We start from the raw sequence: 26264 nt of genomic DNA on the forward strand, positions 1-26264 counted from the left end.
CAAACCGCATTAGAGCGTAATCGCCCCGGCCCGTCCATCCTCGACCACGAACTGCTTGAGGGTGGACACCGTCGCCCGAGGGTCGGCCCGTTCTGAGATCGCCCGGAAGCGAGTGGTCATCCGGCCCGGCTCCAGCTCGACCGACACATACCCATGCTGGCGACTGTCGAAAAACCGCACGTGCGGATTGAACGGCAGCACCGAGTTGAACAGCTCGAACGGCGGGCCATCGGAGGTTACCGAACTGCCGATGAACTCGGTGGCGACAATCTTCGAGTCCGGGCTCTCGCCATCCAGATGCAGGTCGGTGGTCCAGAACGAATGGATATCCCCACCCCAGAACACCGGGTTCTTCACCCGCGTGCGTTCGATGGACTGCAGCACCCGGTCGCGGGTGGCGGCGTAACCGTCCCAGCCATCGGTCCAGTGCCCCAGTTCCTCGCTACCCGGAATATGCTGGAGCACCGGGGCGACCAGCAGGTCCTGGGCGATCACGTTCCAGCGTGCTGTCGAGCGGGCAAAGCCCTGTTCCAGCCAGGCTTCCTGCTCCCAGCCGAGCATGGTGCGCTTCGGGTCGCGCAGGTCGACGCAAGTGTTTGCTGCGACATGCCCCTGGTGGCTGCGGTTGGGCGGTATGCACGGCTGCTCGGAACGGTACTGGCGTCCGTCGAGAATATGGAACTGCGCCAGTTGGCCATAATCGAGCCGTCGGTAGATACGCATGTCCGGGCCCTTGGGCAGGCTGCTGGCGCGCAACGGCATGTGTTCGTAGAACGCCTGGTAGGCCGCCGCCCGCTGCTTGAGGAATGCCTGCGGCGAGATGTTCGGATCCTGCGACCACTGGTTGGCGTAGTCGTTCTGTACTTCGTGGTCGTCCCAGGTCGCTGCGCAGGGCGCGCAGGCATGGAGGGCCTGCAGGTCCGGGTCGGTGCGATAGAGCGCGTAGCGGTTGCGGTAGTCCGCCAGGGTTCGGGCATTGCCAGCCCCATGAGAGCGGACGACCTTTCCGGGATCGGTGTAGGAGTTGTCGTAAATATAATCGCCGAGGAAAAACACCAGGTCGGGTTGTTCGGCGGCGAGGTGTCGATAGGCACTGAAGTAGCCCCGCTCCCAATGAGAACAGGAGACAAAGCCCAGCCGCGCCGGAATCATCGCCTGCGGCGCGGGTGTAGTGCGCGACTGGCCGACCGGGCTCTGGGCGCCGAGGCTTTCGAACTGATACCAGTAGGGGCGCCCGGCTTCCAGTCCGGCGACCTCGACGTGTACCGAGTGGGCGAAGCGGCTGTCGGCCATCACCTCGCCCCGCTGGACGATACGGTTCATGGCCGCGTCCGTCGCCACCTGCCAACGCACCGGCACCGGCCGGTCCAGCCCGCCGCTGCCGTCCGTGGCATTGAACCGTGGTGCCAGGCGTGTCCAGATGACGAAACCATCGGGCAACGGGTCGCCCGAGGCGACGCCGAGGCTGAAGGGGTAGTCGACCCCGGCGCTGCGGGCGAACGGGCTGAGGATGGACAACGCCGCGGCCCCGGCAATCCCCGTGATCAGGCGGCGCCGGTCCCGGTCGATCGGGCCCGTATCGGACGTTTGCACAACATTATCGGTCATGGAAAAAACTCTTGGGTTCAGTCAAGGAGGTTGCCAATGTTCATGCAGGAGTCCGTGCCGCAGCCTATCGATATGTACTCCTTTCAAACGGTGGCAGCAGTCATCATCCGTTGGCTCGGATGAAGTGTACGAGTCCTGTTTCAGGGAGCCCGGTCGAGAAAAGTTTCAAGGGTGTTCTCGCTGGATGTCAGTTTCATTACGTGTCGAAAAAAATCAGTAGTGGCACGTAATGGCCGTCCTAGAGCCTTAAAACCGTAAATTAAAGTTAACCGATCGGTCATTTTTGGTTGCTAGCTTGGCGCCCCTAATCAACAAGGGGCAGCCGAATGAGAACCTGGGACGAACCTAAGAAGCGCAAGGCGCACATCGAACTGATTCCGATGATCGACGTGATGATGTTCCTGCTGGTGTTCTTCGTGCTGGTCAGCCTGAATGTGATTCCGGCCCTCGGCATGAAGACTCAACTGCCGAGCGCCAGCAGTTCGCAACAGCTCAAGCCACAGAACAAGTTCATTCTCACGCTGGGCGCGGACGGCCAATTGCAACTGGACGGCAAGGACATGACCGTCGACGCCCTGGTGCCGGCGCTCAAGGCCGCCGAGAAGCCCGACGCGAAGTCGACGATCATCGTCAACAGCGACAAGGGCGTGGAAGTCGCCCGCCTGGTGGAAGTCATGGACACCCTGCGTCTGGGTGGCTTCACGTCCGTCTCCATCGCCACGCGTAAGTCCTGATCATGTACATCCTGTTTCGTGCACGTCAGCTGCTGGGCAGTGTCCCGGCCCTGATCGCCATGGCGCTGGTGATCCTGGGGATCACTTCGCAGCCGTTGAAAGTCCAGCCGGTCTACGACGAGTCGGCGGTGGAGCTGGCCCTGGTCGAGCCCGAGCCGGAAGTGGTGCCCGAGCCCGTGGTGGAAGAGCCGCCACCGCCGCCGGTGATCGAGGATGAGGAGGCCGAGCCCGCGCCGCCGCCACCTCCGCCCAAGCCGCAGCCAAAACCGTTACCCAAGCCGGAACCCAAGCCTAAGCCGGCGCCAAAACCGGTGGTCAAGCCGACGCCGACTCCCGTGCCGGCCAAGCTGGTGCAAGCCAAGCCGGCTGCCGAGCCGGTAGTGACCAAGACCCCGACGCCGCCTGCTCCGCCCGCGCCGCCCAAGGTCGACAGCCAGGCCCTGGAGGGCGGCTATCTCAAGGGCCTGCGCAACGAATTGGACTCTTTCAAGCAGTACCCCACCGGACGCCAGGCCTCCCTCGAACGCCCCAGCGGCGACGTGGTGGTCTGGTTGCTGGTGGACCGGCAAGGCCGCGTCCTCGATTCCGGAATCCAGACCCCGGCCTCGAGCATGCTGCTCAACCGGGCCGCGACCAACAGCCTGCACCGCATCAAGCAGGTCAAGCCTTTCCCTGAGCAAGCCTTTGGCGGACGCAACGAGCAACGCTTCACCGCCACTTTCAATTACAGCGTGCAGTAAGCACCTATAACCAGGAATAGAGTGATGAGGTTTACACGGATTCATCTGGCACTCGTTGCCGCGAGCATGGGCCACGGTGTGGCAATGGCAGACACCACTGCCAGCGACGTCGGTGTGATCGGCGTGCAGGGCAAGGCGACAGCGGGTGGCGGCTACATGGTCCAGGAGGACAGCATCAAGGGCCGCTCAACCGTGACCAAGGAGGCGCTGGACAAGCAGACCGCCACCGGCAACGCCATCGACAAGCTCAAGTACACCCCGGGCCTGAACATCTCCAGTGAAGACGCCACGGGCCTGGGCAGCTTCCGCTTCACCATGCGTGGCCTCAACTCCGACCAGGTCGGCATGTCCATCGACGGGATGCCGATCAACGACTCCGGCAACTACGCGTTGTACGCCAACCTGTTGGGCGACCCGGAGAACATCGAGCAGATTTTCGTCACCCAGGGTTCGTCCGAGGCCGATGGCCCGCACATCGGTTCCAGCGGCGGCAACATTGGCGTGGTGACTATTCGCCCAACCAAGGAAACCGGCGCCTTCGTCAAGCAGGTGGTCGGCAGCCACGCGACCACCAAGACCTTTGCCCGTCTCAATACCGGTGAAATCAATGGCCTGAGCAACTGGCTGTCGGTCTCCCATACCGAAGGCCAGAAATGGCGCGGTGGCGGTGCCGAGCGTGCCGACAAGGTCGAGTGGAACAGCTTCTTCGACATGGGTGGCGGCAACACCGCGAACCTGATCCTCAAGTACCACGAGCAGGAAAACACCAGCTATAGCCAGCTGACCAAGGCGCAATTCCAGCAGTACGGGCGCAAGTACGATCCGTACCCGCAGACCCCGGCCCTGGGCACCAACGGCAAGATCAACAGCTACTACGGCCTGGCGCTGAACCCGTTCCAGACGTTTACCGGTGTGCTCAACACCCAGTTCAAGCTGGCCGACAACCTCTCGCTGTCGGTGATCCCGTATTACTACTGGGGTAACGGCAGCGGTGTCGGCAGTTCGGCCTATGCGCTCAACAGCGGCTCGAACGCCGGTGGCGTATTCGACCTGAGCAACCTGCCGACCGGCGCCCAGTACAACGCCGACGGTACGCCGAACAACGGCGTGTACTACCGGCCTTCGCGAACCCAGACCTGGCGTCCAGGCATCACCACCAAGTTGAACTGGGACCTGGGCGATCACAGCCTGCAGTTCGGCTACTGGTACGAGCGCGCCCGCCAGAGCCAGACCCAGCCGTTCATCCGTCTCAAGTCCAGCGGCAAGCCGGAAAGCGTCTGGCCTGATTCGGACTACGTGGTCGATGCCAACGGCAACACCGTCCAGGGTCGCGACCGTTTCACCGTGACCCCGGCGCAGAAAGTCTGGGCCCAGGACACCTGGTATTTCACCCCGGACTGGACCCTGGTGGCGGGCCTGGCCTACATGAACGTCAAGCGTGACGGCACCAACCACGGCAGCCTCACCGAACAGCCGGAAAAGCGCAGCCAGACCTACACCAAGCTGCTGCCGAACGTCGGCCTGAAGTACCAGCTCGACGAGTATGACCAGCTGTTCTACAGCCTGTCGCGCAACATGCGCGTACCGCAGAACTATGTGCTGTACGACAAGGGCGCCGGCTCCATCGATGCCAAGCCGGAAACCAGCTGGAACCATGAACTGGGCTGGCGCTACACCAAGGACGACATGACGGTCGCCGCGACCCTGTTCTACATGCAGTTCGAGAACCGCCAGGTATCGTCCAAGGACATCAACGGCGACTTCGCCGACATCAACGCCGGCAGCGTCGACAACAAGGGCCTGGAACTGGAGTGGAGCGGCCTGCTGCCCCATCACTTCAACTTCTACACCTCGTACACCTACACCCGTGCCGAGCAGAAGGACGACCTGACCGTCTACAACGCCGGCAAGGCCATCCTGCTGCCGACCGCCGGCAAGCAGTTCGCCAACGTACCGAAGAACATGCTGGCGGCCAACATCGGTTATGACGACGGCCTGTTCTACGGCACCTTCGGCGGCAAGTACACCAGCAAGCTGTACGGCGACCTGACCAACGACGAGGCGATCTCCGGGCGCACCGTGTTCAACCTCGGCGCCGGTATCTACCTGCCGGTGGACAAGAAGGTGGTCAAGGACGCGACCCTGCGCCTGAACGTCGACAACCTGTTCGACAAGAAGTACCTGGACGGCGTCTACACCACCAAGACCAACTCGGCGACCTATGGCGGTTTCCGCGATGGCGATCCGGCCTACATCGTCGGCCTGGACCGCACGGTGACCGTCTCGCTGGAAGCGAATTTCTGATGTTTGTCCCACCTGCTTCAGCTACAGAGGTAATCCGATAATGGACATGAACACGCTTCACGAGATCACGTTCTATGTGATGTATGCGGCCCTGGCGATCGCGATCTTCATCGCCATCGAACGCGCCATCTACTTCGCCTATGTCCGCCGCCAGGCCCGTGGGCTGATGGAAGCCCTGGGCTCCCATGTGCACAGCGAGAAGGACCTGCCGCAGGAACTGACTCGCCGTGACAGCCTGCCACTGGACATGGCCACTGCCGTGCTGGCGCAGAAGGCCACCCACGGTTCGCGCAAGGACCTGGACGATGTGATCGACACACAGTACCTGGCCAGTCGCGCGCCGTTGGCCCGCAGCCTGTGGATCATCGAGACCATCACCACGGCGGCGCCGCTGCTGGGGTTGCTGGGGACGATCCTGGGCATCATCGACACGTTCAAGGCCCTGGCCAGTGCCGGTGTGTCCGACCCTGGGCAGATCTCCGGTGGTATCGGTACGGCCCTGTTCGCTACCGGGTTGGGGATTGCCATCGCGCTGTTCTGCGTGGTGTTCCACAACTTCTTCCAGGACAGCCTGGAACGCATCAACGATCAGCTCAAGATGCTGCTGATCCGCGCGGCGACCGGTGCCCGTGTGCAGGGTGAGGTACCGCACCGGGCCACCAGCCCGGCGCAATTGCAGACTGCCTGAGCCGTCTGGCCCTTGCCCGGACCCTAGGTCTGGGCAAGGTTTTTTGTGGTGAGCGGGCTTGCCCGCGCTGGGGGCAAAGCCCCCTGAAACCGGGCAACTCGGTGGTTCAGCCAGATTGAGGTGTTCGGTTTTGCGGCTGCCGTGCAGCCAAGAGCGGCGGTGCGGCGTCCCGACAAGCTCGCTCACCACATTCGGTTGCGCTTTAGGCCGGCGCCGCTCATGGAACACTTTGTCTAGGCTATTGACGGTGCAAATAGTTTTATTCCGACACGAGATTTCCATGTCCCAGATTACGACGTTTCACGCGACGCGCCTGCGCATCGTCCTGGCCGCGGCGCTTGGCCTGTTGCTCAGTCCGCTGGCCGAGGCGGACTTCTCCATTCCCGGTTTCGAGCTGGTGCACACCGTGCCGCTGGCAACCGAACTCGATACTCCCGACCTGCGCCAGCCCGGCCCGGTCTGGATCGAACTGTTCGATGGGGCCAAGAGCCGCATCGATATCGGCCAGTTCTATGCTGCCGACCATCCCGGCTCGGTGATGGACAAGGTCATCGAAAGCCTCGAAGCCGCCGGCAAGCGCGGGGTGGAGATTCGTTTCCTGCTGGAAGAGAAGGGCCTCAAGCTCTCCGACGAGGCCACCCTGGAACGGTTGCGCAAGATTCCCAACCTGACTTTCCGCGTGCTGCCGTATGCGCGGGTAGGGGGCGGGATCATTCATGCCAAATACCTGGTGGTGGATGGTCAGCAGGCATTCATCGGCAGCCAGAATTTCGACTGGCGCTCGCTTGAACACATTCATGAAACCGGTTTGCGGATCAGCGACGAAACCCTCGTCGGCCAGGTCCAGGCGGTCTTCGACCAGGATTGGAAGGCCCAGGCCGCCCTCGCCGAGAACAAGCCGCTGCTCGTGCCCAAGGCTGGCAAGGAGCCGGCCCGCACTGGCAACTATCTGGTCGCCAGCCCGCAACGCTTCAACCCGGCGGGCGTTGGCGATTCACAACAGGAACTGCCGCGCCTGCTGGCCGAAGCCCAGCATGAAGTGCGGGTGCAACTGCTCGACTATGCGCCGCTGTCCTACGGCCCGGACAAGACCCGTCCGTACTACCCGGTCATCGACAACGCGATCCGTGCCGCAGCCGCGCGGGGCGTGTCGATCAAGCTGATGGTTTCCGACTGGAATACCGGCGCGCCGGAAGTCGCCTACCTGAAAAGCCTGGCGGTGCTGCCCAACGTCCAGGTCAAGATCGTCACCTTGCCCCAGGACCCGCAGGGCTTCATTCCCTATGCACGGGTCATCCACAGCAAGACCATGGAGATCGACGGGCAGGTGGCCTGGGTGGGCACCAGCAACTGGTTGGGTGGCTACCTCGACAACTCGCGCAACCTTGAAGTGGTGATGCACGACAAGTCGATGGCCGAACGGATCGGTGCGTTGCATGAGCAGCTATGGGACGGCCCCTATGCCTGGCCACTGGATGTGGCGCGGGATTATCCGCAGCCGCATCCGGGGACGCCCTGAGCCTTGCTGCTGATCAGGCCGGCCGGTCTCGATGATGCCCCGGCCATCGAGGTCCTGTACCGCCAACTGGTCTCCAACGAGGCGATTCAGGTCCTGCCCGAGCGCCTGGCGCAGTTGCAGCAGGACCCGAATACCGAGGTCTTTGTCTGTGAGCTGGAGGGGCGGGTCTGTGCCACGGCTTTATTGTCGTTGTGCAACGATGTGATGTTCGGTCGGCAGCCGTTTGCCGTGCTCGAGAACGTGGTGGTGGATGCGGCCGTACGCGCCGGTGGTATTGGTAGCGCCTTGCTCGCGGCCGTCGAGGCATTCTGCCTGCGGGCTGACTGTTCGAAGATCATGCTGCTCAGTTCCACCGAGCGAAAGTCAGCCCATCGGTTTTTCCAGCGTGCCGGTTTCAGCGGTGATGCGAAGCGGGGGTTCGTGAAGTACCGTCGGGCGTTTCAGCTCTCCTGAGTTGGATCATCAGGCGTTGAGACAAAAAAAGGGGACCTTGCGGTCCCCTTGTCGATCAGGCGGGGCGTATTGCACCCTTTGCCACTCGCAGTCGATACAGTCCATAGATGAACAGTACCCACACCGGCATCACGTAGACCGACACGGCGATTCCCGGAATCATCAGCATCACGCCGAGGATCAGCGCGACGAAGGCCAGGCACAGGTAGTTGCTGAACGGCGTCCAGAACGCCTTGAAGCCTGGCACCACGCCTTGCTGTTCCATGGCCTTGCGGAATTTCAGGTGGGTCAGGCTGATCACGATCCAGTTGATGATCAGGGCTGCCACCACCAGGGCCATCAGCAATTCCAGCGCTTCATGGGGCGCGACGTAGTTGACCACCACGCAGAGCAGGGTGACCAGCGCCGAGACGCCAATGGCCCGTACCGGCACGCCTTGCTTGTTCAGCTTCAGCAGCGATTTTGGCGCATCGCCTTGCTCGGCCAGGCCGAACAGCATGCGGCTGTTGCAGTACACTCCGCTGTTGTACACCGACAGCGCGGCGGTCAGCACCACCACATTGAGGATCTGCGCGGCGGTGTCACTGCCGATCAGGGCGAAGATCTGCACGAACGGGCTGCCGCTGTAGGCGTCGCCGGAAGCGCCCAGGGTGACCAGCAACTGGTCCCACGGGTACAGCGACAGCAGCACGGTCAGGGCACCGACGTAGAAGATCAGGATGCGCAGTACCACCTGGTTGATCGCCTTGGGAATCACCTTGCGCGGCTCGCTGGCCTCGGCGGCGGTGATGCCGACCAGCTCCAGGCCACCGAACGAAAACATGATGAAACACAGTGCCATCAGCAGGCCGCTGACGCCGTTGGGGAAGAAGCCGCCATGGCTCCACAGGTTGCTGACCGTGGCCTGTGGGCCGCCCACACCGCTGACCAGCAGGTAGACGCCAAGGGCGATCATGCCGACGATGGCCACCACCTTGATGATCGCGAACCAGAACTCGGTTTCACCGAAGGTTTTCACGTTGGTCAGGTTGATCAGGTTGACCAGCACGAAGAACACCGCCGCGCTGACCCAGGACGGGACGTCGGGCCACCAGAACTGCACGTACTTGCCCACCGCCGTGAGCTCGGCCATGCCGACCAGCACGTAGAGTACCCAGTAGTTCCAGCCGCAGAGAAAGCCTGCGTAGCCGCCCCAGTACTTGTGGGCGAAGTGGCTGAAGGAGCCGGCCACCGGTTCCTCGACGATCATTTCGCCCAACTGGCGCATGATCAGGAAGGCGATGAAACCGCAGATCGCATACCCGAGGATCATTGCCGGACCAGCGGACTTCAGTACCCCGGCGGAACCGAGGAACAGCCCGGTGCCGATCGCCCCACCGAGGGAAATCAGCTGGATATGGCGGTTCTTCAGGCCGCGCTTGAGCAGACCCGGTGTCAGGTTTTCACCCGTCATTGCTTCACCTTCTGTAGTTTTTCTTCTCAGCGGGGCCCTGACTGGATCAGATCTGCAACCGGTACTGAGTGCTCGACATAAGCGGCGTGGATATTAAATCCCGAAGGTGGGTGGCTCAAGTATTACACGGGTTTGCGGGCAAATTAGGCGCTGAATCGGAGGTTTCCGACAGGTTTTCGGAGCAAGTGCTGGAATCCCCCGCATTGTCACATGTTGGCTTGATCGCGTTGGCGGTTGATATATAGTCTGCTTGAAGTCGGCATAAACACGCATAGTCAGGCGAAAACATGCAGAATATTCATTCTCCTTCCGAGTTGCCCCATGTGCGGCGGCAAAAGATCCTGCTGTTGCTGGAGCGCGACGGCAAGGTCATGGCTTCGGAATTGAGCCAGCACTTTTCGGTGTCGGAAGACACCATTCGCCGGGATCTGGCCGAGCTGTCCCAGGCTGGCCTGTTGCAACGGGTGCATGGCGGCGCGTTGCCGCGGCCCAAGGACACCGGCAAGGACTACTTCACCCGGATCGCCGAGACCAACGAGGTCAAGCGGCACCTGGCCCGGTTGGCGGTGCAGCGAATCGAGGAAGGGCAGATCGTCCTGTTCGACTCGGGCAGCACCACCTTGCAGATCGCCCAGTCATTGCCAGCGGGCCTGTCCATTACCGCCGTGACGTGTTCACCGATGATTGCCATGACCCTGGCCGAACACAAGGGCGTCACCGTCATCCTCGCCGGTGGCACGCTGAACCCGGCGACCATGGCGGTGGAGGGACATGAGGCGGTGCGACTGATCCAGGGGATCAAGGCCGACTTGCTGTTTACCGGAGTCTGCGCGATTCATCCGCAAGTCGGCATCAGTTGTTCACGCTACGGGGAGTTGGCGGTGAAGCAGGCGCTGCTCGAAAGCGCCTCCCATGTGGTGGCCGTGACCACCGCCGACAAGCTCGGGGCGGTGGAACCTTTTGTGGTCGCGCCTTGTGCCCGGTTGCAGACGATGATTACCGAGCAGCACGTCGTGGGAGATATCGAGGCGTATCGGCAGTTGGGGATCGAGGTGGTGCAGGCGCAGATCTGACGACTACTTCAGGTCAAACCGTACTGAGTGAATGATTGCGCCGAGGGTGTCGAAGTCCTGGTAGTAGCCCACGCTGTCGAACAGGAGTTGGGTCCCCGGCTTGTAGACAATCGCCATCAGGCAGGTGCCGCCGGCTGCGTGGAAACCGGTCTCGGCATCGCCGACACCGCAGGTCTGGGTGGTTAGCATGCCTTTCCAGCCAGGGCCTTCGATCAGGTCGACGGGGCTGGGCGAGTCCATGCCCGCGCTGCGCATCCAGACGCCGTTTTCATGGGAAAAGATCATGCTGTCGGCGGCCTGTTCCAGGGTGCCATGCTGGACGCAGAGGTTGAGGGTGTACTCCTCGTTCCTGGCAATCTTGGGTTCGTTGATGTTCAGGCACTCACCGGCTTTTTTGACTTTCCAGCCCTTCGGGTAGCTGAAGTGGAAGCCCTTGGCCTGGTAGGTCGTCATTTCGCCTTTTGGGGCAGGGACAGGGGCCAACGGGTTTTCCGGCTCCCGCAGGGTTGCATCGTTGCGGCAGGCAGCCAGCGGGCGGGCGGTGGCCTTGGTCAGATTGTTCAGTCGATGGGTTTCGGGATCGGCGCTGGCGGTCATGCAGCCGCAGCCATAGCCATAGTGCCCGTTGGTACGAACCCACTGTGCATCGCTGAACTGCGGCCAGTCGCCTTCGGCCTGGTAGCCGCCCTGGCTGGCGATTTCCCAGGAGCCGTCACGGTCGGTGAGGGTGGCATTGGCCGGGGTCGGATTTTCGAACCAGCCGCAGCGCCGCTCCACCTTGGCAGCGGCATGGGCTGGCAAAGCCAGGCTGGCGAGTGCGACGACGAGCAGGCAGGGGGAAAGACGGGGCATGGAACATCCTTGTCGTTGATTGTCTACCGGCCTGTTCGCCGGTACTTGAGCTGATGATAAGCGAAAGTCCGGGTTGGCGCCGTAGCGACGCTTGTCAGGGCAAGGCTCGATTTTCGCGTCCGGCAGGGTATGCTTGGGCACCCTCTCACCTGCTGCATGTCCTCAACGTTCCTGCGAGCCGATAGCGTTCCATGATGAGCCACCTTGCCCTGTTCCTCTGCACCCTCGTCGCGATGGAGGGGGTCGGCTACCTGGCACACAAGTACGTCATGCATGGGTGGGGCTGGTTCCTGCACCGCTCGCACCATGAGGAACACCTGGGGGCCTTCGAGACCAACGATATCTATCTGCTGGTGCTGGCGGCGGTGGCGATCAGCCTGATCGTGGCGGGCAACAGCGGATACGATCCCTTGCAGTGGATCGGTGCCGGCGTGGCGGCCTTCGGGATCATCTATGTGGTGGTGCATGACGGCATCGTCCATCGCTACTGGCCATTCCGGCCACGGCCGCGCAATCGTTACCTGAAGCGGCTGTACCAGGCGCATCTGCTGCATCATGCGGTGAAGGGGCGCAAGAACAGCGTGTCGTTCGGTTTTCTCTATGCGCCGCCGTTGCGGACGCTGAAGCGGCAATTGCGTGAGTCGCGGCAGGCGGTTGAGCGCCGGGGAGAGATGAGTGAACGAGACCTGTTCGGAGCAGAAACGAAATCCTGAGGTCCTGGCGCGCGGGAATGGTGCGTCAGGTTCTTCTAGAGGTAGTCCCATTCCACGTCATCCGCAGGTATAGTTACCTGCGAATGCGTCTACTCCGGCGCTGACACGGACCGTCATCAGGACCCTTTCATATGTCGCTTGGCGAAATCGCTACCCGTTCCGAAATCTTCTACTACGATATCCCGCCGAGTGTGGACCAGGCTCGACAGCAACTGGTGGAGGCGAAGGCCCGGCTGACCCAGCGTCAACAGGAAGTGCTCAAGCCGTTCAAGGTGGTGCAGCTACTGTTCTGTGGCTACTTCCTGGTGAAGTGGGTGTTGGCGGGACATTATATTGGCGGTCCGATCCTGGCCCTGCTGCTCTGGGGCGCGACGTGGCTGCTGATCTGGCCGTTGCAATGGTTCTCGCGCCACGAACACCGTGAGGTCAAGCGCGCCGAAGAGAATATCGGGGTGGTGTTGCACAAGGCGCGCACGGACTTTCTGGCCGCTCAGCAACTGGGGCCCTATCGCTGGATTTCCCGTGGCGAGTGCATGCTCGGCGTGTTTCCGGAAAGTGCGGTGTTGTACCTCTACGCACCGGAGTCCAACTACCAGCATGCATTGATCGATGCCCCCGGTATCGTCCGGCAGGTGCGGGTCGAGGAGCGGACCCAGACCGTGCAGACCTCGCAGACCCACACGACTCACGACAAGCGCCAGGTCTACTCATTCGGTGCGACCAACGTGATTGGCGAGGGGCAGTCCAATTCGACCACCCGGACCACCAGTTCGACCTACCACACCTTCAATCTGCAGGTGCAATTCCAGGTAGGCTCGCAGACGCCTTACTGGACGACCTGGTCGTTTGGCAATGACTGGGAAGAAGCGGAAAACTGGCGGTTGCAGATTGCGCAGGCGGCGGGGTTGGAGCTGCGTTAGGCGGATCGCCTGCGGCTGGGTGGTTCACGAAATCGAGACGAAAAAACCGCCTTGGCAGGGCGGTTTTTTGCTCATCCCAACTGGCCGTCAGAAGCTTCTCCAGCACTCGGCATAACGCTGGCACACGCCATAGCGCGTATCCATTTGCGCCATCCGCTCCAAGTGATGCTCGATGATTTCCAGGGTTACCTGCTTGCCGGCTTCGAAGTAGTAGAGTGTCATCGACTTGTACTGCTCGAACGCCGCCTTGTTGGCTGGTTTGGCCGACTTGTCTTCCGGCTTGGCCCACTCTTCCAGCTCTGCATCCTTCAATGGGCGCAGGCGCGACAGGTACTCATCCTTGTAGCGCTGCAAGGTCAGCGCCTTGCGCTGTGCCGACTCGGCGTCGAAAGCCTGGAGGTTCTGGCGATACAGGGCCCAGTAGTCGTCCGGCAGGGTGAAACCCAGCTTGGCCTTGCGCTCGGCGATCAGATTGTCGATCTTTTCAGTCGCCAGCGGCGTCTTGCTGGCGTCTTCCGGCGAGGGCAGCATGCTTGGGATCAGGCTGCTGTCGATGATCTGGTTCATCAACTCCAGGCGGTGCGGGGTATCTGGCAGCAGCACCGGCGGCTTGGGGAATATCGGATTGCGTCCAGCGCAAGCCGGCAGGCCCTTGGCGAGATGCAGGACGGGCGTACGCTGCTCCTTGCCGTCGATTATCCGGACCCGCTGCAGGCGGGTGCGGCACTGGCCCTTGCCGGAATCGAAAGTCAGTTCGTATTCGGCGTTGGCTTCGGGCTTGAAGTTGATGCCGTTGCCGCAGACCGAATAGCCGTCCTGGGTGTTCACTCGCAGCAGGGTCTCATGTCCCGGTTTGAGCTTGATCTCCAGGTAGCCCCGGGCGTCCTTCGGGGGTGTGCTGAGCATGCCGGCGCGACGCGTGGTGTCGCCCATCAGCATGTTGTTGAGGATTCCGGTGGTTTGCCCGTCGCAATGCTCGGCATCGAAGTAGTCGAGGGTGGCGTTCGAGGTGTTGGCGACGAAACGCAGCTTGGCGGCGTCCGGTTCCGTGGCATCCGGGTAGGTGCCATTGACGCTGCAGCCGGTCAGCAGGGCTGATAGCAGCAGGGTCGTGGTGGTCAACAGGCGTGAAGGGGCGGACGAAAGAACCGGCATTGAGCATCCCTGGCTGGCGGATTTGAAGAGGGGCATGCTACTGAAGCGCTATTATCGGGTCCAGTCTGGGCGTCGGAAGGTCAGGAAGGTTGTCGATGTGTACGGTGGGCCATGCTCATGGCTGATACCTGGAAACCAGGCGAAAAAAAACCGCCTTAGTAGGGCGGTTTTTTTTGCAAACTCGCAATTGCGGCGGTTTGCCTTGCTCATTGAGCCACTTCACACATTGTTCATCCTAATTACCTGAGCCTGAGTGCACAAGGGCTGGAAGGTGTCGTTCGTCGGAGGTCAGGTTCGTTCGCAATTTGTAAAACATATTGGAGTAAATCTCGAACAAACATGGCCATTTGAGAGTGTCTCTCTTCGGCTAAAGCTCGTTACGATGTCTGGGCTCTCACGTTGGAAAACTTGATCAGGTGGTCAGGTCCGCGCGCGCATTCAGGTCCCCCTGACACGGCGTAGTAACCCGTGCCGGATCTTTTCAGGGGGCCATCCGCCCGGCCGCCGCTTTTTCATCACTGGATGTCTTTCAGATAGTCCCTGAGTAAGCCAAGCGGGGCCTTCAAATCTTCAGTCGTCTGTGCCCGATCACAACCATCCGCCAACCGGCGTAACTCATGCCCCAGGGGCTTGTCCGTCCCGCCCACGGCGTCCATCGCGACGGCCACGCAAGCATTGAGCTTGCCCCGGATCGTCTCGACGTCTCCCTTGCGCACCAGCAGCTCGAACACGTCCTTCTGGTACTCGCCCATCACCACGTCATCACGCAGAAGCGGGCTCCCACCGTCACTTTCGTGGGCCAGTTTGAGGGCGAAAAGGGCGACGGTTTCCAGTTGCGATTCCATGAGGCATTTCCTCTGCCGACCGTAGCGGCCGGTGGTGGTCACTTTCCTGCAGGCGAAAAAAAAGACCTTGAAGATCAAGGTCTTTTTTAATTTTGGTGCCCCGAGGGAGACTCGAACTCCCACTCCTTTCGAAAACGGATTTTGAATCCGCCGCGTCTACCAATTCCGCCATCAGGGCTCAATGGCGGCGAAGTATAGAGAGGCGACTACCGTTGGTCAATCGCCTTTCATGGTCAATTTTGACGAATTCCGCTAAACTTTCCGGCCCTGCTGGACGAACCCCCATCATGCGCGTCGCTGACTTTACTTTCGAACTCCCCGATTCCCTGATCGCTCGCCATCCGTTGGCCGAGCGCCGCCATAGCCGCCTGCTGACCCTCGATGGGCCCAGCGGTGCCTTGGCACACCGTCAATTCATCGATCTGCTGGAGCATTTGCGCCCCGGCGACCTGATGGTGTTCAACAATACCCGGGTCATTCCGGCCCGCCTGTTCGGCCAGAAGGCCTCTGGCGGCAAGCTGGAGATCCTGGTGGAGCGGGTGCTCGACAGTCACCGTGTGCTGGCCCATGTGCGCTCCAGCAAGTCGCCCAAACCGGGCTCGAAGATCCTGATCGAGGGTGGTGGCGAGGCCGAGATGCTGGCCCGCCATGACACGCTGTTCGAGCTGGGTTTCGCCGAGGAAGTGCTGCCCTTGCTGGAGCGCGTTGGCCATATGCCGCTGCCTCCTTATATAGATCGTCCTGACGAGGGCGCCGACCGCGAGCGCTACCAGACGGTCTACGCCGAGCGCCTGGGCGCTGTCGCCGCGCCGACTGCCGGCCTGCATTTCGACCAGCCGCTGCTGGAGGCGATCGCCGCCAAGGGCGTCGAGACCGCCTTCGTCACCCTGCACGTGGGGGCCGGGACCTTCCAGCCGGTGCGCGTGGAGCGGATCGAAGACCACCACATGCACAACGAGTGGCTGGAGGTCAGCCAGGAAGTGGTGGACGCCGTTGCCGCCTGCCGTGCACGAGGTGGCCGAGTGGTCGCCGTGGGCACCACCAGCGTGCGTTCGCTGGAAAGTGCGGCCCGCGATGGCGTGCTCAAGCCGTTCAGCGGCGATACCGACATTTTCATTTATCCGGGCCGGCCGTTCCATGTGGTCGACGCCCTGGTCACCAACTTCCACCTGCCCGAATCCACGCTGCTGATGCTGGTTTCGGCCTTCGCCGGTTATCCCGAGACCATGGCCGCCTACAAGGCCGCCGTGGACAACGGTTACCGCTTCTTCAGTTACGGTGATGCGATGTTCATCACCCGCAACCCCGCGCCGACCGGACCCCAGGAATCGGCACCCGAGGAGCAAGCATGAGTCGCACCTGTCGTATGTCGTTCGAGTTGCTGGCCACCGATGGCAAGGCCCGTCGCGGTCGCCTGACGTTCCCGCGCGGCACCGTCGAGACCCCGGCCTTCATGCCGGTGGGCACCTACGGCACGGTCAAGGGCATGCTGCCGCGCGATATCGTCGCCACTGGCGCCGAGATCATCCTTGGCAACACCTTCCACCTGTGGCTGCGTCCTGGCACCGAGGTGATCAAGGAGCACGGCGACCTGCATGACTTCATGCAGTGGAAAGGCCCGATCCTCACCGACTCCGGTGGTTTCCAGGTGTTCAGCCTGGGCGCCATGCGCAAGATCAAGGAGGAGGGCGTGACCTTCGCCTCGCCGGTCGACGGCTCCAAGGTATTCATGGGGCCGGAAGAATCGATGCAGGTGCAGCGTGACCTGGGCTCTGACATCGTGATGATCTTCGACGAGTGCACGCCGTACCCGGCCGACGAGGATGTCGCGCGCGTATCGATGGAGCTGTCGCTGCGCTGGGCCCAGCGCTCGAAGAACGCCCATGGCGACAACACTGCCGCATTGTTCGGGATCGTCCAGGGCGGCATGCACGAGAACCTGCGCATGCGCTCCCTCGAAGGCCTGGACAAGATCGGCTTCGATGGCCTGGCCATTGGCGGCCTGTCGGTGGGCGAGCCCAAGCACGAGATGATCAAGGTGCTGGACTACCTGCCGGGCCGGATGCCGGCTGACAAACCTCGTTACCTTATGGGTGTTGGCAAGCCGGAAGATCTGGTGGAGGGTGTGCGCCGCGGTGTGGACATGTTCGATTGCGTGATGCCAACCCGTAATGCCCGCAATGGGCATCTGTTCATCGATACCGGCGTGCTGAAGATCCGTAACGCGTTCCATCGCCATGATGATTCGCCGCTGGATCCGACCTGCGATTGCTACACCTGCCAGAACTTCTCCCGTGCTTATCTGCATCATTTGGACAAGTGCGGCGAAATGCTCGGGAGTATGTTGAATACCATCCACAACTTGCGGCATTACCAGCGCCTGATGGCTGGTTTGCGCGAGGCTATTCAACAGGGTACATTGGCCGCCTTTGTCGATGCCTTCTATGCCAAGCGCGGGCTTCCCGTGCCGCCCTTGGACTGATTTTTCAGAATCGTATTCTCGTAACTGGAGTGTTAAATGAGCTTTTTCATCTCTAACGCGTTCGCTGACGGCGCGGCCCCTGCTGCTGCGGCCGGTCCTGCGGGCGGCTTCGAGTGGATTTTCCTGGTCGGCTTCCTGGTCATCTTCTACCTGATGATCTGGCGCCCACAGGCCAAGCGTGCCAAGGAGCAGAAAAACCTGCTGGGCAGCCTGGCCAAGGGTGATGAAGTAGTGACCACTGGCGGTATCGCCGGCAAGATCGTCAAGGTGACCGACGAGTTCGTGGTACTGGAAATTTCCGATACCGTCGAAATGAAGTTCCAGAAGGGTGCCGTCGCGGCCACCCTGCCTAAAGGCACACTGAAAGCGATCTGAGTTTCAACATTCAACAATCGACGGGGCGCGCAAGGCGCCCCGCGTCATAAGCGGGCGGCGTGATGCTGAACAAATACCCTCTGTGGAAATACGTACTGATCGTGGCGGTGCTGACGATCGGTTTTATTTATTCCGCTCCCAATCTCTACCCTGACGATCCGGCCATCCAGGTCAGTGGTGCCAGCACGGCGCTGCAGGTCAACCAGGCCGATCTGGACCGGGCGAGCAAGGCGCTCACCGATGCCGGTATCAGCGTCAAGGCCGCTACCCTGGCCGCCAACGGCAAGGACGGCCTGCTGCGCCTGAGCAAGCAGGAAGACCAACTGCCAGCCAAGGATGTAGTGCGCAAGGCGCTCGGCGACGATTATGTAGTAGCCCTCAACCTGGCACAGACCACTCCGCAATGGCTGCGTAACGTCGGTGCGCACCCTATGAAGCTGGGTCTGGACCTGTCCGGTGGCGTGCACTTCCTGCTGGAAGTGGACATGGACAAGGCTGTCGATGCTCGCCTGAAAGTCTATGAGGGCGACGTCAAGAGCCTGCTGCGTAAAGAGCGTGTGCGTTATCGCAGCCTGCCGCAGCTCAATGGTGCCATTCAGCTGGGCTTTACCGATGAAGATACCCGTGAGCAGGCCCGTGCCCTGATTCGCAAGGGTTTCAACGATTTCGACATTGTTCCGGCCGATCTCAATGGCCAGCCGGTACTGCGTCTGGCGATGACCCCGGCCAAGCTGGCGGAAATCCGTGAATATTCGATCAAGCAGAACTTGACCACGGTACGTAACCGCGTCAACGAACTGGGTGTGGCCGAGCCGCTGGTACAGCGCCAGGGCGCCAACCGCATCGTGGTCGAGCTGCCGGGCGTGCAGGACACCGCGGAAGCCAAGCGGATCCTCGGCAAGACCGCCAGCCTGGAGTTCCGTCTGGCCGCCGAGCCGGGTGCGTCGAAGGCGACCTCCGAAGAATTCGAGTTCCGTGAAGGCAAGCGTCCGCCTGCGTTGATCGAGCGTGGCCTGATCATCACCGGTGACCAGGTGACCGATGCCAAGGCCGGTTTCGGCGAGCATGGCAGTCCGGAAGTGAACATCCACCTGGATAGCCATGGTGGCGAGCTGATGAGCCGTGCCACGCGCACCAACGTCGGTCGCCAGATGGCGGTGATCTTCATCGAACAGCGTCCGGTCACCACCTACACCAAGCAGGTGGTCGACGGCGTCGAGAAGGAAGTGGCGGTACAGAGCTTCAAGGAAGACAAGAAGATCATCAGCCTGGCGACCATCCAGTCGCCACTGGGTTCGCAGTTCCGCATCACCGGCCTGAACGGCCAGGGCGAGTCGTCCGAGCTGGCGCTGCTGCTGCGTGCCGGTGGCCTGGCCGCACCGATGTACTTCGCTGAAGAACGTACCATTGGCCCGAGCCTGGGTGCCGACAACATCACCAAGGGTATCGATGCGTCGCTGTGGGGCATGCTGTTCGTCTCGCTGTTCATCATCGCCATCTACCGCTTCTTCGGCATCATTGCCACCGTGGCCCTGGCCTTCAACATGGTCGTGCTGCTGGCGCTGATGTCCCTGCTGGGGGCGACGCTGACCCTGCCGGGTATCGCCGGTATCGTGCTGACCATGGGTATGGCGGTGGACGCCAACGTACTGATCTTCTCGCGGATTCGCGAAGAGATCGCTGCGGGCATGTCGGTTCAGCGGGCGATCAACGAAGGTTTCAACCGTGCCTACACGGCAATCGTCGACGCCAACCTGACCAGCCTGCTGGTGGGCGGCATCCTGTTCGCCATGGGAACCGGCCCGGTCAAGGGCTTTGCGGTAACCATGTCCCTCGGGATCTTTACCTCGATGTTCACGGCCATCATGGTGACCCGCGCGATGGTCAACCTGATCTTCGGCGGTCGTGACTACAAGAAGTTGTGGATTTAAGGGGCTGCCATGTTACGTACAATCAACTTCATGGGCGTTCGCAACGTTGCGTTCGGCGTCACTGTGCTCCTCACCGTTCTGGCGTTGTTCAGCTGGTTCCACAAGGGCTTGAACTACGGTCTGGACTTTACCGGCGGTACGCTGATCGAGCTGACCTACGAGCGTCCGGCGGACGTGACCAAGGTCCGTGCGCAGCTGGGTGAGGCGGGTTATCACGAGGCGATCGTGCAGAGCTTCGGTGCGACCACCGATCTGCTGGTGCGGATGCCGGGTGAAGACCCGCAACTGGGTCATCAGGTGGCGGAAGCGCTGCAGAAAGTCGGCGGCGACAACCCGGCGCAGGTCAAGCGCGTCGAGTTCGTTGGCCCGCAGGTGGGTGAGGAGCTGCGCGACCAGGGTGGCCTTGGCATGCTCCTGGCGCTGGGTGGTGTCCTGATCTACCTGGCTTTCCGCTTCCAGTGGAAGTTCGCGGTCGGCGCCATCGTTTCGCTGGTGCATGACGTGGTAGTGACCGTGGGTATCCTGTCGTTCTTCCAGATCACCTTCGACCTGACGGTGCTGGCGGCGGTGCTGGCGATCATTGGCTACTCGCTCAACGATACCATCGTGGTATTCGACCGGGTTCGCGAGAACTTCCGCGTGTTGCGCAAGGCCAGCCTGATCGAGAACATCAACATTTCGACCACTCAGACCCTGTTGCGCACCATCGCGACCTCGGTTTCCACCCTGCTGGCGATCGCCGCGCTGTTGTTCTTCGGCGGTGACAACCTGCACGGTTTCTCCGTGGCGCTGTTCGTCGGGGTGATGGCGGGTACCTACTCGTCCATCTACATCGCCAACGTGGTGCTGATCTGGCTGAACCTGAGCAGCGAGGATCTGATTCCTCCAGCCAACACCCAGAAGGAAATCGACGACCGTCCTTGACGTCCGTCCTCCCTCCGGCTGTCACCTGAAAAGGCGCGAGTATTGAACTCGCGCCTTTTTTCATGCTCCAAGGCTAGGAGAGATGCGGAAAAGATTCCGCTTGTGATGGTCAGGAGGTTCACGTGAACAAGTCGTTGCTGGTGGGTGCGGTATTGGGTGCTGTCGGTGTCACCGCCGGAGGTGCTGTTGCGACCTACAGCATGGTGAAGAGCGGCCCTGAGTATGCGCAAGTGTTGGCGGTCGAACCGGTCAAGACCCAGGTGAAGACGCCACGCGAAGTCTGTAAGGATGTGGCCGTGACTCGACAGAAGCCGGTGCAGGACGAGCATCGCCTGGCCGGTACCGCGTTGGGTGCGGTGGGTGGTGGCTTGCTCGGCAGCCTGGTTGGTAATGGTCGGGGCAAGACCCTGGCGACAGTGGTCGGTGCCGTGGGCGGTGGTTATGCAGGGAACAAGGTGCAGGAGGGCATGCAGGAGCGTGACACCTACACCACGACCCAGACCCGCTGCAACACGGTCAACGATATCAGCGACAAGGTAGTGGGTTATGACGTGCGTTATCAGCTCGACGGCAAGGAAGGTCGGGTGCGCATGGATCGTGATCCGGGCAACCAGATTCCGGTGGACAAGGATGGTCGCCTGGTCCTGAGCCAGGCTCCGGCCCAGCCGGGTCAGTGATCAATCTTGGGCGGCGTCGCTGCCTCTTGTAGGAGCTGGGTTTGTCGGGGCGCCGAACCGCCGCGAAGGCGATCCTCAGGATCGCCAGAAGCTTCGTGGGCAAGCCCGGCTCCTACAGGGTTTGCTGGTAGTCGGTCATTGCAGGCATAAAAAAAGCACCCCGTAGGGTGCTTTTTTTTGGCTATCGCTTAGCGCTTCAGCGAAGCCGGCAGATGCGGCTGGATCGCCGTCAGTACTGCCTTGAAGCACTTGGTGTTACCGGCAACGATGTGGCCTTTTTCGAGGAAGTCGTGACCACCGGTGAAGTCGCTCACCAGGCCACCAGCTTCCTGGATCAGCAAGGCGCCTGCTGCCATGTCCCACTCGGACAGGCCCGATTCCCAGAATGCATCGAAGCGACCGGCGGCGACGTAGGCCAGGTCCAGGGAGGCGGAACCTGCGCGGCGGATGCCGGCGGTCTGGCCGACCAGGGCACGGAACATTCCCAGGTAGTTGTCCAGGTTGTCCATCTGGTCGTCGCGGAACGGGAAGCCGGTACCCAGCAGGGCGCCGTCGAGGCTGGTGCGCGGGCTGACGCGCAGGCGACGACCGTTCAATTGGGCGCCACGGCCACGGCTGGCGGTGAATTCTTCCTGGCGAACCGGGTCGAGGACCACGGCGTGCTCCAGGCGGCCGCGGTATTTGCAGGCGATGCTGACCGCGAAGTGTGGAATGCCACGCAGGAAGTTGGTGGTGCCATCGAGTGGGTCGATGATCCACAGGTAGTCTTCGCCTTCGCCGCTGCCGGCGTGGAAGCCGGTTTCTTCGCCGCGGATGGCGTGGGTCGGATACGCTTTGCGCAGAGCGTCGATGATTTTCTGCTCGGCAGCACGATCAACCTCGGACACGTAGTCCTTGGCGTCTTTTTCGTCGACCTTGATGGTATCCAGGCGCTCGATGGAGCGGAAAATCAATTCACTGGCGGCGCGGGCGGCGCGCAGCGCGATATTCAGCATGGGCTGCATGGACATTTCACCTAGAGTGTTAAAGAAAGCCGAACATTCTAACAGAAAAGTCTTGCCGGAGAAGGACGACATTCGGTTTCGTGGCGCAAACCTGAGTGCTTCTGTAAGATTTGCTCCCCTTTGCCTTGTCCGAGAGCGCTTCGCCGTGCTGCAAAATATTCGTATCGTCCTGGTCAATACCAGCCATCCGGGCAATATCGGCGGGGCTGCGCGAGCCATGAAGAACATGGGGCTGTCGCGCCTGGTGCTGGTCGAACCACGCAGCTTCCCGTCGAGCGAAGCCGACGCACGGGCATCCGGTGCCACCGATATTCTTGAAAACGCGCAGGTCGTCGCCACCCTGGAGGAGGCGTTGGCCGGTTGCACCCTGGTGCTTGGCACTAGTGCCCGCGACCGCAGCCTGCCCTGGCCGATGCTGGAGCCGCGCGAATGCGGGGTGAAGGTGGTCGAAGAAGCGGCCAAGGATGCACAAATCGCCTTGGTGTTCGGTCGTGAAGACTCCGGCCTGACCAATGACGAGCTGCAGCGATGTCATTATCACGTGCATATCCCATCGGACCCTACGTTCAGTTCGCTGAACCTCGGGGCGGCGGTGCAGGTGTTGAGTTACGAGGTGCGCATGGCCTGGCTGGCGCTGGAAGGTCGGTCGCACAAGGTCGAGAAGGGTGACGCGGGCGAAGAGTTGGTCACCATGGATGAGCTGGAGCGCTTCTATGAGCATCTGGAGCAGACCCTGGTAGCCATCGAGTTCCTCGATCCGCAGAAACCCCGGCACCTGATGGCGCGCCTGCGCCGGCTTTACGGACGCAGCTCGGTCAGCCGAGTGGAAATGAATATATTGCGTGGCATCCTCACGGAAACCCAGAAAGCGGCCCGTGGCGAGCTCCTTAAGCGGAAGGAATGATGATGTTCGAGCGTTTGCGTGAAGATATCCAAAGCGTATTCCATCGTGACCCGGCGGCGCGCAATGCCTTTGAAGTGTTGACCTGCTATCCCGGCATGCACGCCATCTGGCTGCATCGCCTGAGTCATTGGTTGTGGGCGCGCAACTGGAAGCTGCTGGCGCGCGTGGTGTCGAACTTCGGTCGCTGGTTGACCGGTATCGAAATTCATCCGGGGGCCAAGGTCGGGCGGCGGTTCTTCATCGATCATGGCATGGGTATCGTGATTGGCGAGACGGCCGAGATCGGCAACGATGTGACGATCTATCAGGGCGTGACCCTGGGCGGCACCAGTTGGAACAAAGGCAAGCGCCATCCGACGTTGGAAGATGGCGTGGTCGTGGGTGCTGGGGCCAAGGTGCTCGGGCCGTTCACGGTCGGTGCCGGGGCGAAGGTCGGTTCCAATGCGGTGGTGACCAAGGCGGTGCCGGCGGGTGCTACGGTGGTCGGCATTCCAGGGCGGATCATCATGAAATCCGATGACGAGCAGGAAGCCAAGCGCAAGGCGATGGCCGAGAAACTTGGCTTTGACGCCTACGGTGTCAGTGGTGACATGCCGGACCCGGTGGCGCGGGCCATCGCGCAGATGCTCGATCATTTGCAGGCGGTCGATGGGCGCCTGGAAGGGATGTGTGGCGCGCTGAAGGACCTGGGCAGCAACTACTGCGCCAAGGATCTCCCTGAGTTGCATTGCGAGGGCTTTGCCGAGGTGAAGGCCGAAGACGAGGCCAAGGCCGGCTGATCTGTATTGGGCTTTCGGGCCTAATTCGCGGGCAAGCCCAGCTCCTGCAGATGGTCGTGCACATGTCTGTACGACCTTGCCCTGTAGGAGCGAGGCTTGCCCGCGAAGCTTTATAAGCGCCAGCAAAAAAACCATCGGTCTAGCGCGATGCCATTACGCGCGGACTTTGCTACAATACGCGCGCTCTTTTACGGGTAAACCTGACTAAAGTACTAGGTCTTATAGTTGACTTAAATACTCGGGAATCGCATACTCGTACCCATTCCGTAACTCCGTGGTAATTGTCCATGCGACTGACTACAAAAGGCCGATACGCCGTGACCGCCATGCTCGACCTGGCGTTGCACGCGCAACACGGGCCGGTGTCCCTGGCCGATATCTCCGAGCGCCAAGGCATCTCCCTGTCCTACCTCGAACAGCTGTTCGCCAAGCTGCGCCGCAGCAACCTGGTTTCCAGCGTCCGTGGTCCGGGTGGCGGCTACCAGCTGTCGCGGGACATGCAGGGGATCCAGGTCGCCCAGGTGATCGATGCCGTGAATGAATCGGTCGATGCCACCAAATGCCAGGGGCTGGGTGATTGCCACTCTGGCGACACCTGCCTGACCCACCACCTGTGGTGCGACCTCAGCCTGCAGATCCACGAATTTCTCAGTGGTATCAGTCTGGCGGACCTTGTCACTCGCCGTGAAGTGCAAGAGGTCGCCCAGCGTCAGGACCAGCGCCGCTGTAATAGCAAGGCGCCGCGCCTGGATAAGATCGAAGCGTCCGCCGTCGAATGACAGCCAAAGAGCCAGCGGTGCGCCAGCCAGCCTGATTTAGGAGATAGTCCATGAAATTGCCGATTTACCTTGATTACTCCGCGACAACCCCGGTTGATCCGCGTGTTGCGCAAAAGATGAGTGAATGCCTGCTGGTCGACGGAAACTTCGGTAACCCGGCCTCGCGTTCCCATGTGTTCGGCTGGAAAGCCGAGGAATCCGTGGAAAACGCCCGTCGCCAGGTCGCTGACTTGGTCAATGCCGACCCGCGTGAAATCGTCTGGACTTCCGGTGCCACCGAGTCCGACAACCTGGCGATCAAGGGTGTTGCGCATTTCTACCACACCAAGGGCAAGCACCTGATCACCAGCAAGATCGAGCACAAGGCGGTCCTCGACACCACGCGCCAACTGGAGCGCGAAGGTTTCGAAGTTACCTACATCGAGCCAGGTGAAGATGGCCTGATCACTCCGGCCATGATCGAAGCCGCATTGCGCGAAGACACCATCCTGGTGTCGATCATGCACGTGAACAACGAAATCGGCACCGTCAACGACATCGCCGCCATTGGCGAGCTGACCCGCTCGCGCGGTGTGCTGTTCCACGTTGACGCAGCCCAATCGACCGGCAAGGTCGAGATCGACCTGCAGAAGCTGAAGGTCGACCTGATGTCCTTCTCCGCCCACAAGACCTATGGTCCGAAAGGCATCGGTGCGTTGTACGTCAGCCGCAAGCCGCGTGTGCGCCTCGAGGCGACCATGCACGGCGGCGGTCACGAGCGCGGCATGCGTTCCGGCACCCTGGCGACCCACCAGATCGTCGGCATGGGTGAAGCCTTCCGCGTGGCCAAGGAAGACATGGCTGCCGAGAACGTGCGCATCAAGGCCCTGAGCGACCGTTTCTTCAAGCAGGTCGAGCATCTGGAAGAGCTGTACGTCAACGGCAGCATGACCGCTCGCGTACCGCACAACCTGAACCTGAGCTTCAACTACGTCGAAGGCGAGTCGCTGATCATGGCGCTCAAGGACCTGGCGGTCTCCTCCGGTTCGGCCTGTACCTCGGCTTCGCTGGAACCTTCGTACGTACTGCGCGCCCTGGGCCGCAACGACGAACTGGCACACAGCTCGATCCGTTTCACCTTCGGCCGCTTCACCACCGAGGAAGAAATCGATTACGCCGCGCAGAAGGTCTGCGAGGCAGTCACCAAGCTGCGCGCCCTGTCGCCGCTGTGGGACATGTTCAAGGATGGCGTCGATATCTCGAAAATCGAGTGGGCGGCACACTAAATAAAGAAGCCGCCACATACAGGTCCTGTAGCGACGCGGCAAATGATGTCTGGCGTAGCTGCAGGGTCGAGAGCGGCCCTGATGAGT

The 26264-nt window shown here is 61.4% G+C and carries 25 protein-coding genes and 1 tRNA gene; 19 read left to right on the top strand and 7 right to left on the bottom strand.

Going from position 1 to position 26264, the window contains the following annotated elements; all coding sequences use genetic code 11:
• Positions 1-9 precede the first annotated feature (9 nt).
• Positions 10-1608 carry an alkaline phosphatase D family protein gene (locus AC6I6U_RS09670; protein ID WP_497881727.1) on the bottom strand — a complete coding sequence of 533 codons (1599 nt, stop codon included), beginning with the start codon at positions 1606-1608 and terminating at the stop codon, positions 10-12.
• 326 nt (positions 1609-1934) lie between these two features.
• On the opposite strand from AC6I6U_RS09670, the gene AC6I6U_RS09675 reads away from it, so the two are divergent.
• The 6 genes from AC6I6U_RS09675 to AC6I6U_RS09700 all read left to right on the top strand — a co-directional run bounded on the left by AC6I6U_RS09675 (position 1935) and on the right by AC6I6U_RS09700 (position 8046).
• Complete coding sequence (locus AC6I6U_RS09675; RefSeq protein ID WP_497881728.1) at positions 1935-2342, top strand: ExbD/TolR family protein; 408 nt, start codon at positions 1935-1937, stop codon at positions 2340-2342.
• A 2-nt stretch (positions 2343-2344) separates the two neighbouring features.
• Complete coding sequence (locus AC6I6U_RS09680) at positions 2345-3082, top strand: energy transducer TonB family protein (protein ID WP_497881729.1); 738 nt, start codon at positions 2345-2347, stop codon at positions 3080-3082.
• Between the two features lie 24 nt (positions 3083-3106).
• Positions 3107-5386 (top strand): TonB-dependent receptor, encoded by a 2280-nt coding sequence (locus AC6I6U_RS09685; RefSeq protein WP_497881730.1) that lies wholly within the window; start codon positions 3107-3109, stop codon positions 5384-5386.
• Positions 5387-5426: 40 nt separating this feature from the next.
• Positions 5427-6074, top strand: coding sequence for a MotA/TolQ/ExbB proton channel family protein (locus AC6I6U_RS09690; protein WP_497881731.1), 648 nt, complete (start codon positions 5427-5429; stop codon positions 6072-6074).
• 280 nt (positions 6075-6354) lie between these two features.
• Positions 6355-7593, top strand: coding sequence for a phospholipase D-like domain-containing protein (locus AC6I6U_RS09695; protein WP_497881732.1), 1239 nt, complete (start codon positions 6355-6357; stop codon positions 7591-7593).
• A 3-nt stretch (positions 7594-7596) separates the two neighbouring features.
• Positions 7597-8046 (top strand): GNAT family N-acetyltransferase, encoded by a 450-nt coding sequence (locus tag AC6I6U_RS09700; RefSeq protein WP_497881733.1) that lies wholly within the window; start codon positions 7597-7599, stop codon positions 8044-8046.
• Between the two features lie 55 nt (positions 8047-8101).
• On the opposite strand, the gene AC6I6U_RS09705 is transcribed toward AC6I6U_RS09700, so the two are convergent.
• The gene (locus AC6I6U_RS09705; RefSeq protein ID WP_497881734.1) at positions 8102-9499 is read right to left on the bottom strand and encodes an amino acid permease; all 1398 of its coding nucleotides are present in this window, start codon (positions 9497-9499) and stop codon (positions 8102-8104) included.
• A 287-nt stretch (positions 9500-9786) separates the two neighbouring features.
• On the opposite strand from AC6I6U_RS09705, the gene AC6I6U_RS09710 reads away from it, so the two are divergent.
• Positions 9787-10572, top strand: coding sequence for a DeoR/GlpR family DNA-binding transcription regulator (locus AC6I6U_RS09710; protein WP_497881735.1), 786 nt, complete (start codon positions 9787-9789; stop codon positions 10570-10572).
• A 3-nt stretch (positions 10573-10575) separates the two neighbouring features.
• On the opposite strand, the gene AC6I6U_RS09715 is transcribed toward AC6I6U_RS09710, so the two are convergent.
• Positions 10576-11424, bottom strand: a complete 849-nt coding sequence (locus tag AC6I6U_RS09715; RefSeq protein WP_497881736.1) for a DUF4087 domain-containing protein — start codon at positions 11422-11424, stop codon at positions 10576-10578.
• Between the two features lie 191 nt (positions 11425-11615).
• Here AC6I6U_RS09715 and AC6I6U_RS09720 point away from each other — a divergent pair, with 191 nt between their 5' ends.
• Together AC6I6U_RS09720 and AC6I6U_RS09725 are read left to right on the top strand one after the other, a co-directional pair.
• Entirely contained in the window at positions 11616-12137 is a 522-nt protein-coding gene (locus AC6I6U_RS09720) for a sterol desaturase family protein (protein WP_497881737.1), read from the top strand.
• A gap of 131 nt (positions 12138-12268) precedes the next feature.
• On the top strand, positions 12269-13057 hold the full coding sequence (locus tag AC6I6U_RS09725) for a hypothetical protein (RefSeq protein ID WP_497881738.1): 789 nt from the start codon (positions 12269-12271) through the stop codon (positions 13055-13057).
• 87 nt (positions 13058-13144) lie between these two features.
• Here AC6I6U_RS09725 and AC6I6U_RS09730 read toward each other — a convergent pair whose 3' ends face one another.
• The 3 genes from AC6I6U_RS09730 to AC6I6U_RS09740 all read right to left on the bottom strand — a co-directional run bounded on the left by AC6I6U_RS09730 (position 13145) and on the right by AC6I6U_RS09740 (position 15235).
• A complete protein-coding gene (locus AC6I6U_RS09730) occupies positions 13145-14212 on the bottom strand; it encodes a hypothetical protein (protein WP_497881739.1) in 1068 nt (355 codons plus the stop codon).
• A gap of 515 nt (positions 14213-14727) precedes the next feature.
• Entirely contained in the window at positions 14728-15057 is a 330-nt protein-coding gene (locus AC6I6U_RS09735) for a hypothetical protein (RefSeq protein ID WP_497881740.1), read from the bottom strand.
• Positions 15058-15150: 93 nt separating this feature from the next.
• Positions 15151-15235: transfer RNA gene (locus AC6I6U_RS09740), tRNA-Leu, on the bottom strand.
• 109 nt (positions 15236-15344) lie between these two features.
• Here AC6I6U_RS09740 and queA point away from each other — a divergent pair.
• The 6 genes from queA to AC6I6U_RS09770 all read left to right on the top strand — a co-directional run bounded on the left by queA (position 15345) and on the right by AC6I6U_RS09770 (position 21446).
• Positions 15345-16409, top strand: coding sequence for a tRNA preQ1(34) S-adenosylmethionine ribosyltransferase-isomerase QueA (queA, locus tag AC6I6U_RS09745; RefSeq protein WP_497881741.1), 1065 nt, complete (start codon positions 15345-15347; stop codon positions 16407-16409).
• Between the two features lie 14 nt (positions 16410-16423).
• Positions 16424-17539, top strand: coding sequence for a tRNA guanosine(34) transglycosylase Tgt (gene tgt, locus AC6I6U_RS09750; RefSeq protein WP_497883012.1), 1116 nt, complete (start codon positions 16424-16426; stop codon positions 17537-17539).
• A gap of 36 nt (positions 17540-17575) precedes the next feature.
• Positions 17576-17914 (top strand): preprotein translocase subunit YajC, encoded by a 339-nt coding sequence (yajC, locus tag AC6I6U_RS09755; protein WP_186681025.1) that lies wholly within the window; start codon positions 17576-17578, stop codon positions 17912-17914.
• A gap of 62 nt (positions 17915-17976) precedes the next feature.
• Positions 17977-19845: a protein translocase subunit SecD gene (secD, locus tag AC6I6U_RS09760; protein WP_497881742.1), complete on the top strand. Its 1869-nt coding sequence runs from the start codon at positions 17977-17979 to the stop codon at positions 19843-19845.
• 9 nt (positions 19846-19854) lie between these two features.
• Positions 19855-20769 carry a protein translocase subunit SecF gene (secF, locus tag AC6I6U_RS09765; RefSeq protein ID WP_497881743.1) on the top strand — a complete coding sequence of 305 codons (915 nt, stop codon included), beginning with the start codon at positions 19855-19857 and terminating at the stop codon, positions 20767-20769.
• 122 nt (positions 20770-20891) lie between these two features.
• Complete coding sequence (locus tag AC6I6U_RS09770; RefSeq protein WP_497881744.1) at positions 20892-21446, top strand: glycine zipper 2TM domain-containing protein; 555 nt, start codon at positions 20892-20894, stop codon at positions 21444-21446.
• Positions 21447-21634: 188 nt separating this feature from the next.
• Here AC6I6U_RS09770 and suhB read toward each other — a convergent pair whose 3' ends face one another.
• Positions 21635-22450, bottom strand: coding sequence for a type III secretion system regulator SuhB (suhB, locus tag AC6I6U_RS09775; protein WP_497881745.1), 816 nt, complete (start codon positions 22448-22450; stop codon positions 21635-21637).
• Between the two features lie 145 nt (positions 22451-22595).
• Between suhB and trmJ the strand changes: the two genes are divergently transcribed.
• From trmJ to AC6I6U_RS09795, 4 genes are all read left to right on the top strand, one after another.
• Positions 22596-23354 carry a tRNA (cytosine(32)/uridine(32)-2'-O)-methyltransferase TrmJ gene (trmJ, locus tag AC6I6U_RS09780; RefSeq protein WP_497881746.1) on the top strand — a complete coding sequence of 253 codons (759 nt, stop codon included), beginning with the start codon at positions 22596-22598 and terminating at the stop codon, positions 23352-23354.
• 2 nt (positions 23355-23356) lie between these two features.
• Positions 23357-24133, top strand: coding sequence for a serine O-acetyltransferase (cysE, locus tag AC6I6U_RS09785; protein WP_497881747.1), 777 nt, complete (start codon positions 23357-23359; stop codon positions 24131-24133).
• 287 nt (positions 24134-24420) lie between these two features.
• Positions 24421-24912, top strand: a complete 492-nt coding sequence (iscR, locus tag AC6I6U_RS09790; RefSeq protein ID WP_497881748.1) for a Fe-S cluster assembly transcriptional regulator IscR — start codon at positions 24421-24423, stop codon at positions 24910-24912.
• A 50-nt stretch (positions 24913-24962) separates the two neighbouring features.
• Positions 24963-26177, top strand: a complete 1215-nt coding sequence (locus AC6I6U_RS09795) for an IscS subfamily cysteine desulfurase (protein WP_497881749.1) — start codon at positions 24963-24965, stop codon at positions 26175-26177.
• Positions 26178-26264 lie beyond the last annotated feature (87 nt).

It is taken from the genome of Pseudomonas sp. UTLPPB19802 (assembly GCF_059730225.1).

Bases quoted from the DNA above. Each gene is read 5' to 3' on its own strand.
- AC6I6U_RS09725 (WP_497881738.1), top strand. From the start codon at position 12,269: ATGTCGCTTGGCGAAATCGCTACCCGTTCCGAAATCTTCTACTACGAT.
- AC6I6U_RS09695 (WP_497881732.1), top strand. From the start codon at position 6,355: ATGTCCCAGATTACGACGTTTCACGCGACGCGCCTGCGCATCGTCCTG.
- AC6I6U_RS09685 (WP_497881730.1), top strand. From the start codon at position 3,107: ATGAGGTTTACACGGATTCATCTGGCACTCGTTGCCGCGAGCATGGGC.
- AC6I6U_RS09710 (WP_497881735.1), top strand. From the start codon at position 9,787: ATGCAGAATATTCATTCTCCTTCCGAGTTGCCCCATGTGCGGCGGCAA.
- AC6I6U_RS09720 (WP_497881737.1), top strand. From the start codon at position 11,616: ATGATGAGCCACCTTGCCCTGTTCCTCTGCACCCTCGTCGCGATGGAG.
- cysE (WP_497881747.1), top strand. From the start codon at position 23,357: ATGTTCGAGCGTTTGCGTGAAGATATCCAAAGCGTATTCCATCGTGAC.
- secF (WP_497881743.1), top strand. From the start codon at position 19,855: ATGTTACGTACAATCAACTTCATGGGCGTTCGCAACGTTGCGTTCGGC.
- suhB (WP_497881745.1), bottom strand. From the start codon at position 22,450: ATGCAGCCCATGCTGAATATCGCGCTGCGCGCCGCCCGCGCCGCCAGT.
- AC6I6U_RS09670 (WP_497881727.1), bottom strand. From the start codon at position 1,608: ATGACCGATAATGTTGTGCAAACGTCCGATACGGGCCCGATCGACCGG.
- tgt (WP_497883012.1), top strand. From the start codon at position 16,424: ATGTCGTTCGAGTTGCTGGCCACCGATGGCAAGGCCCGTCGCGGTCGC.
- AC6I6U_RS09715 (WP_497881736.1), bottom strand. From the start codon at position 11,424: ATGCCCCGTCTTTCCCCCTGCCTGCTCGTCGTCGCACTCGCCAGCCTG.
- yajC (WP_186681025.1), top strand. From the start codon at position 17,576: ATGAGCTTTTTCATCTCTAACGCGTTCGCTGACGGCGCGGCCCCTGCT.
- AC6I6U_RS09705 (WP_497881734.1), bottom strand. From the start codon at position 9,499: ATGACGGGTGAAAACCTGACACCGGGTCTGCTCAAGCGCGGCCTGAAG.
- AC6I6U_RS09730 (WP_497881739.1), bottom strand. From the start codon at position 14,212: ATGCCGGTTCTTTCGTCCGCCCCTTCACGCCTGTTGACCACCACGACC.
- iscR (WP_497881748.1), top strand. From the start codon at position 24,421: ATGCGACTGACTACAAAAGGCCGATACGCCGTGACCGCCATGCTCGAC.
- AC6I6U_RS09680 (WP_497881729.1), top strand. From the start codon at position 2,345: ATGTACATCCTGTTTCGTGCACGTCAGCTGCTGGGCAGTGTCCCGGCC.
- AC6I6U_RS09735 (WP_497881740.1), bottom strand. From the start codon at position 15,057: ATGGAATCGCAACTGGAAACCGTCGCCCTTTTCGCCCTCAAACTGGCC.
- AC6I6U_RS09675 (WP_497881728.1), top strand. From the start codon at position 1,935: ATGAGAACCTGGGACGAACCTAAGAAGCGCAAGGCGCACATCGAACTG.
- secD (WP_497881742.1), top strand. From the start codon at position 17,977: ATGCTGAACAAATACCCTCTGTGGAAATACGTACTGATCGTGGCGGTG.
- queA (WP_497881741.1), top strand. From the start codon at position 15,345: ATGCGCGTCGCTGACTTTACTTTCGAACTCCCCGATTCCCTGATCGCT.
- AC6I6U_RS09690 (WP_497881731.1), top strand. From the start codon at position 5,427: ATGGACATGAACACGCTTCACGAGATCACGTTCTATGTGATGTATGCG.
- AC6I6U_RS09795 (WP_497881749.1), top strand. From the start codon at position 24,963: ATGAAATTGCCGATTTACCTTGATTACTCCGCGACAACCCCGGTTGAT.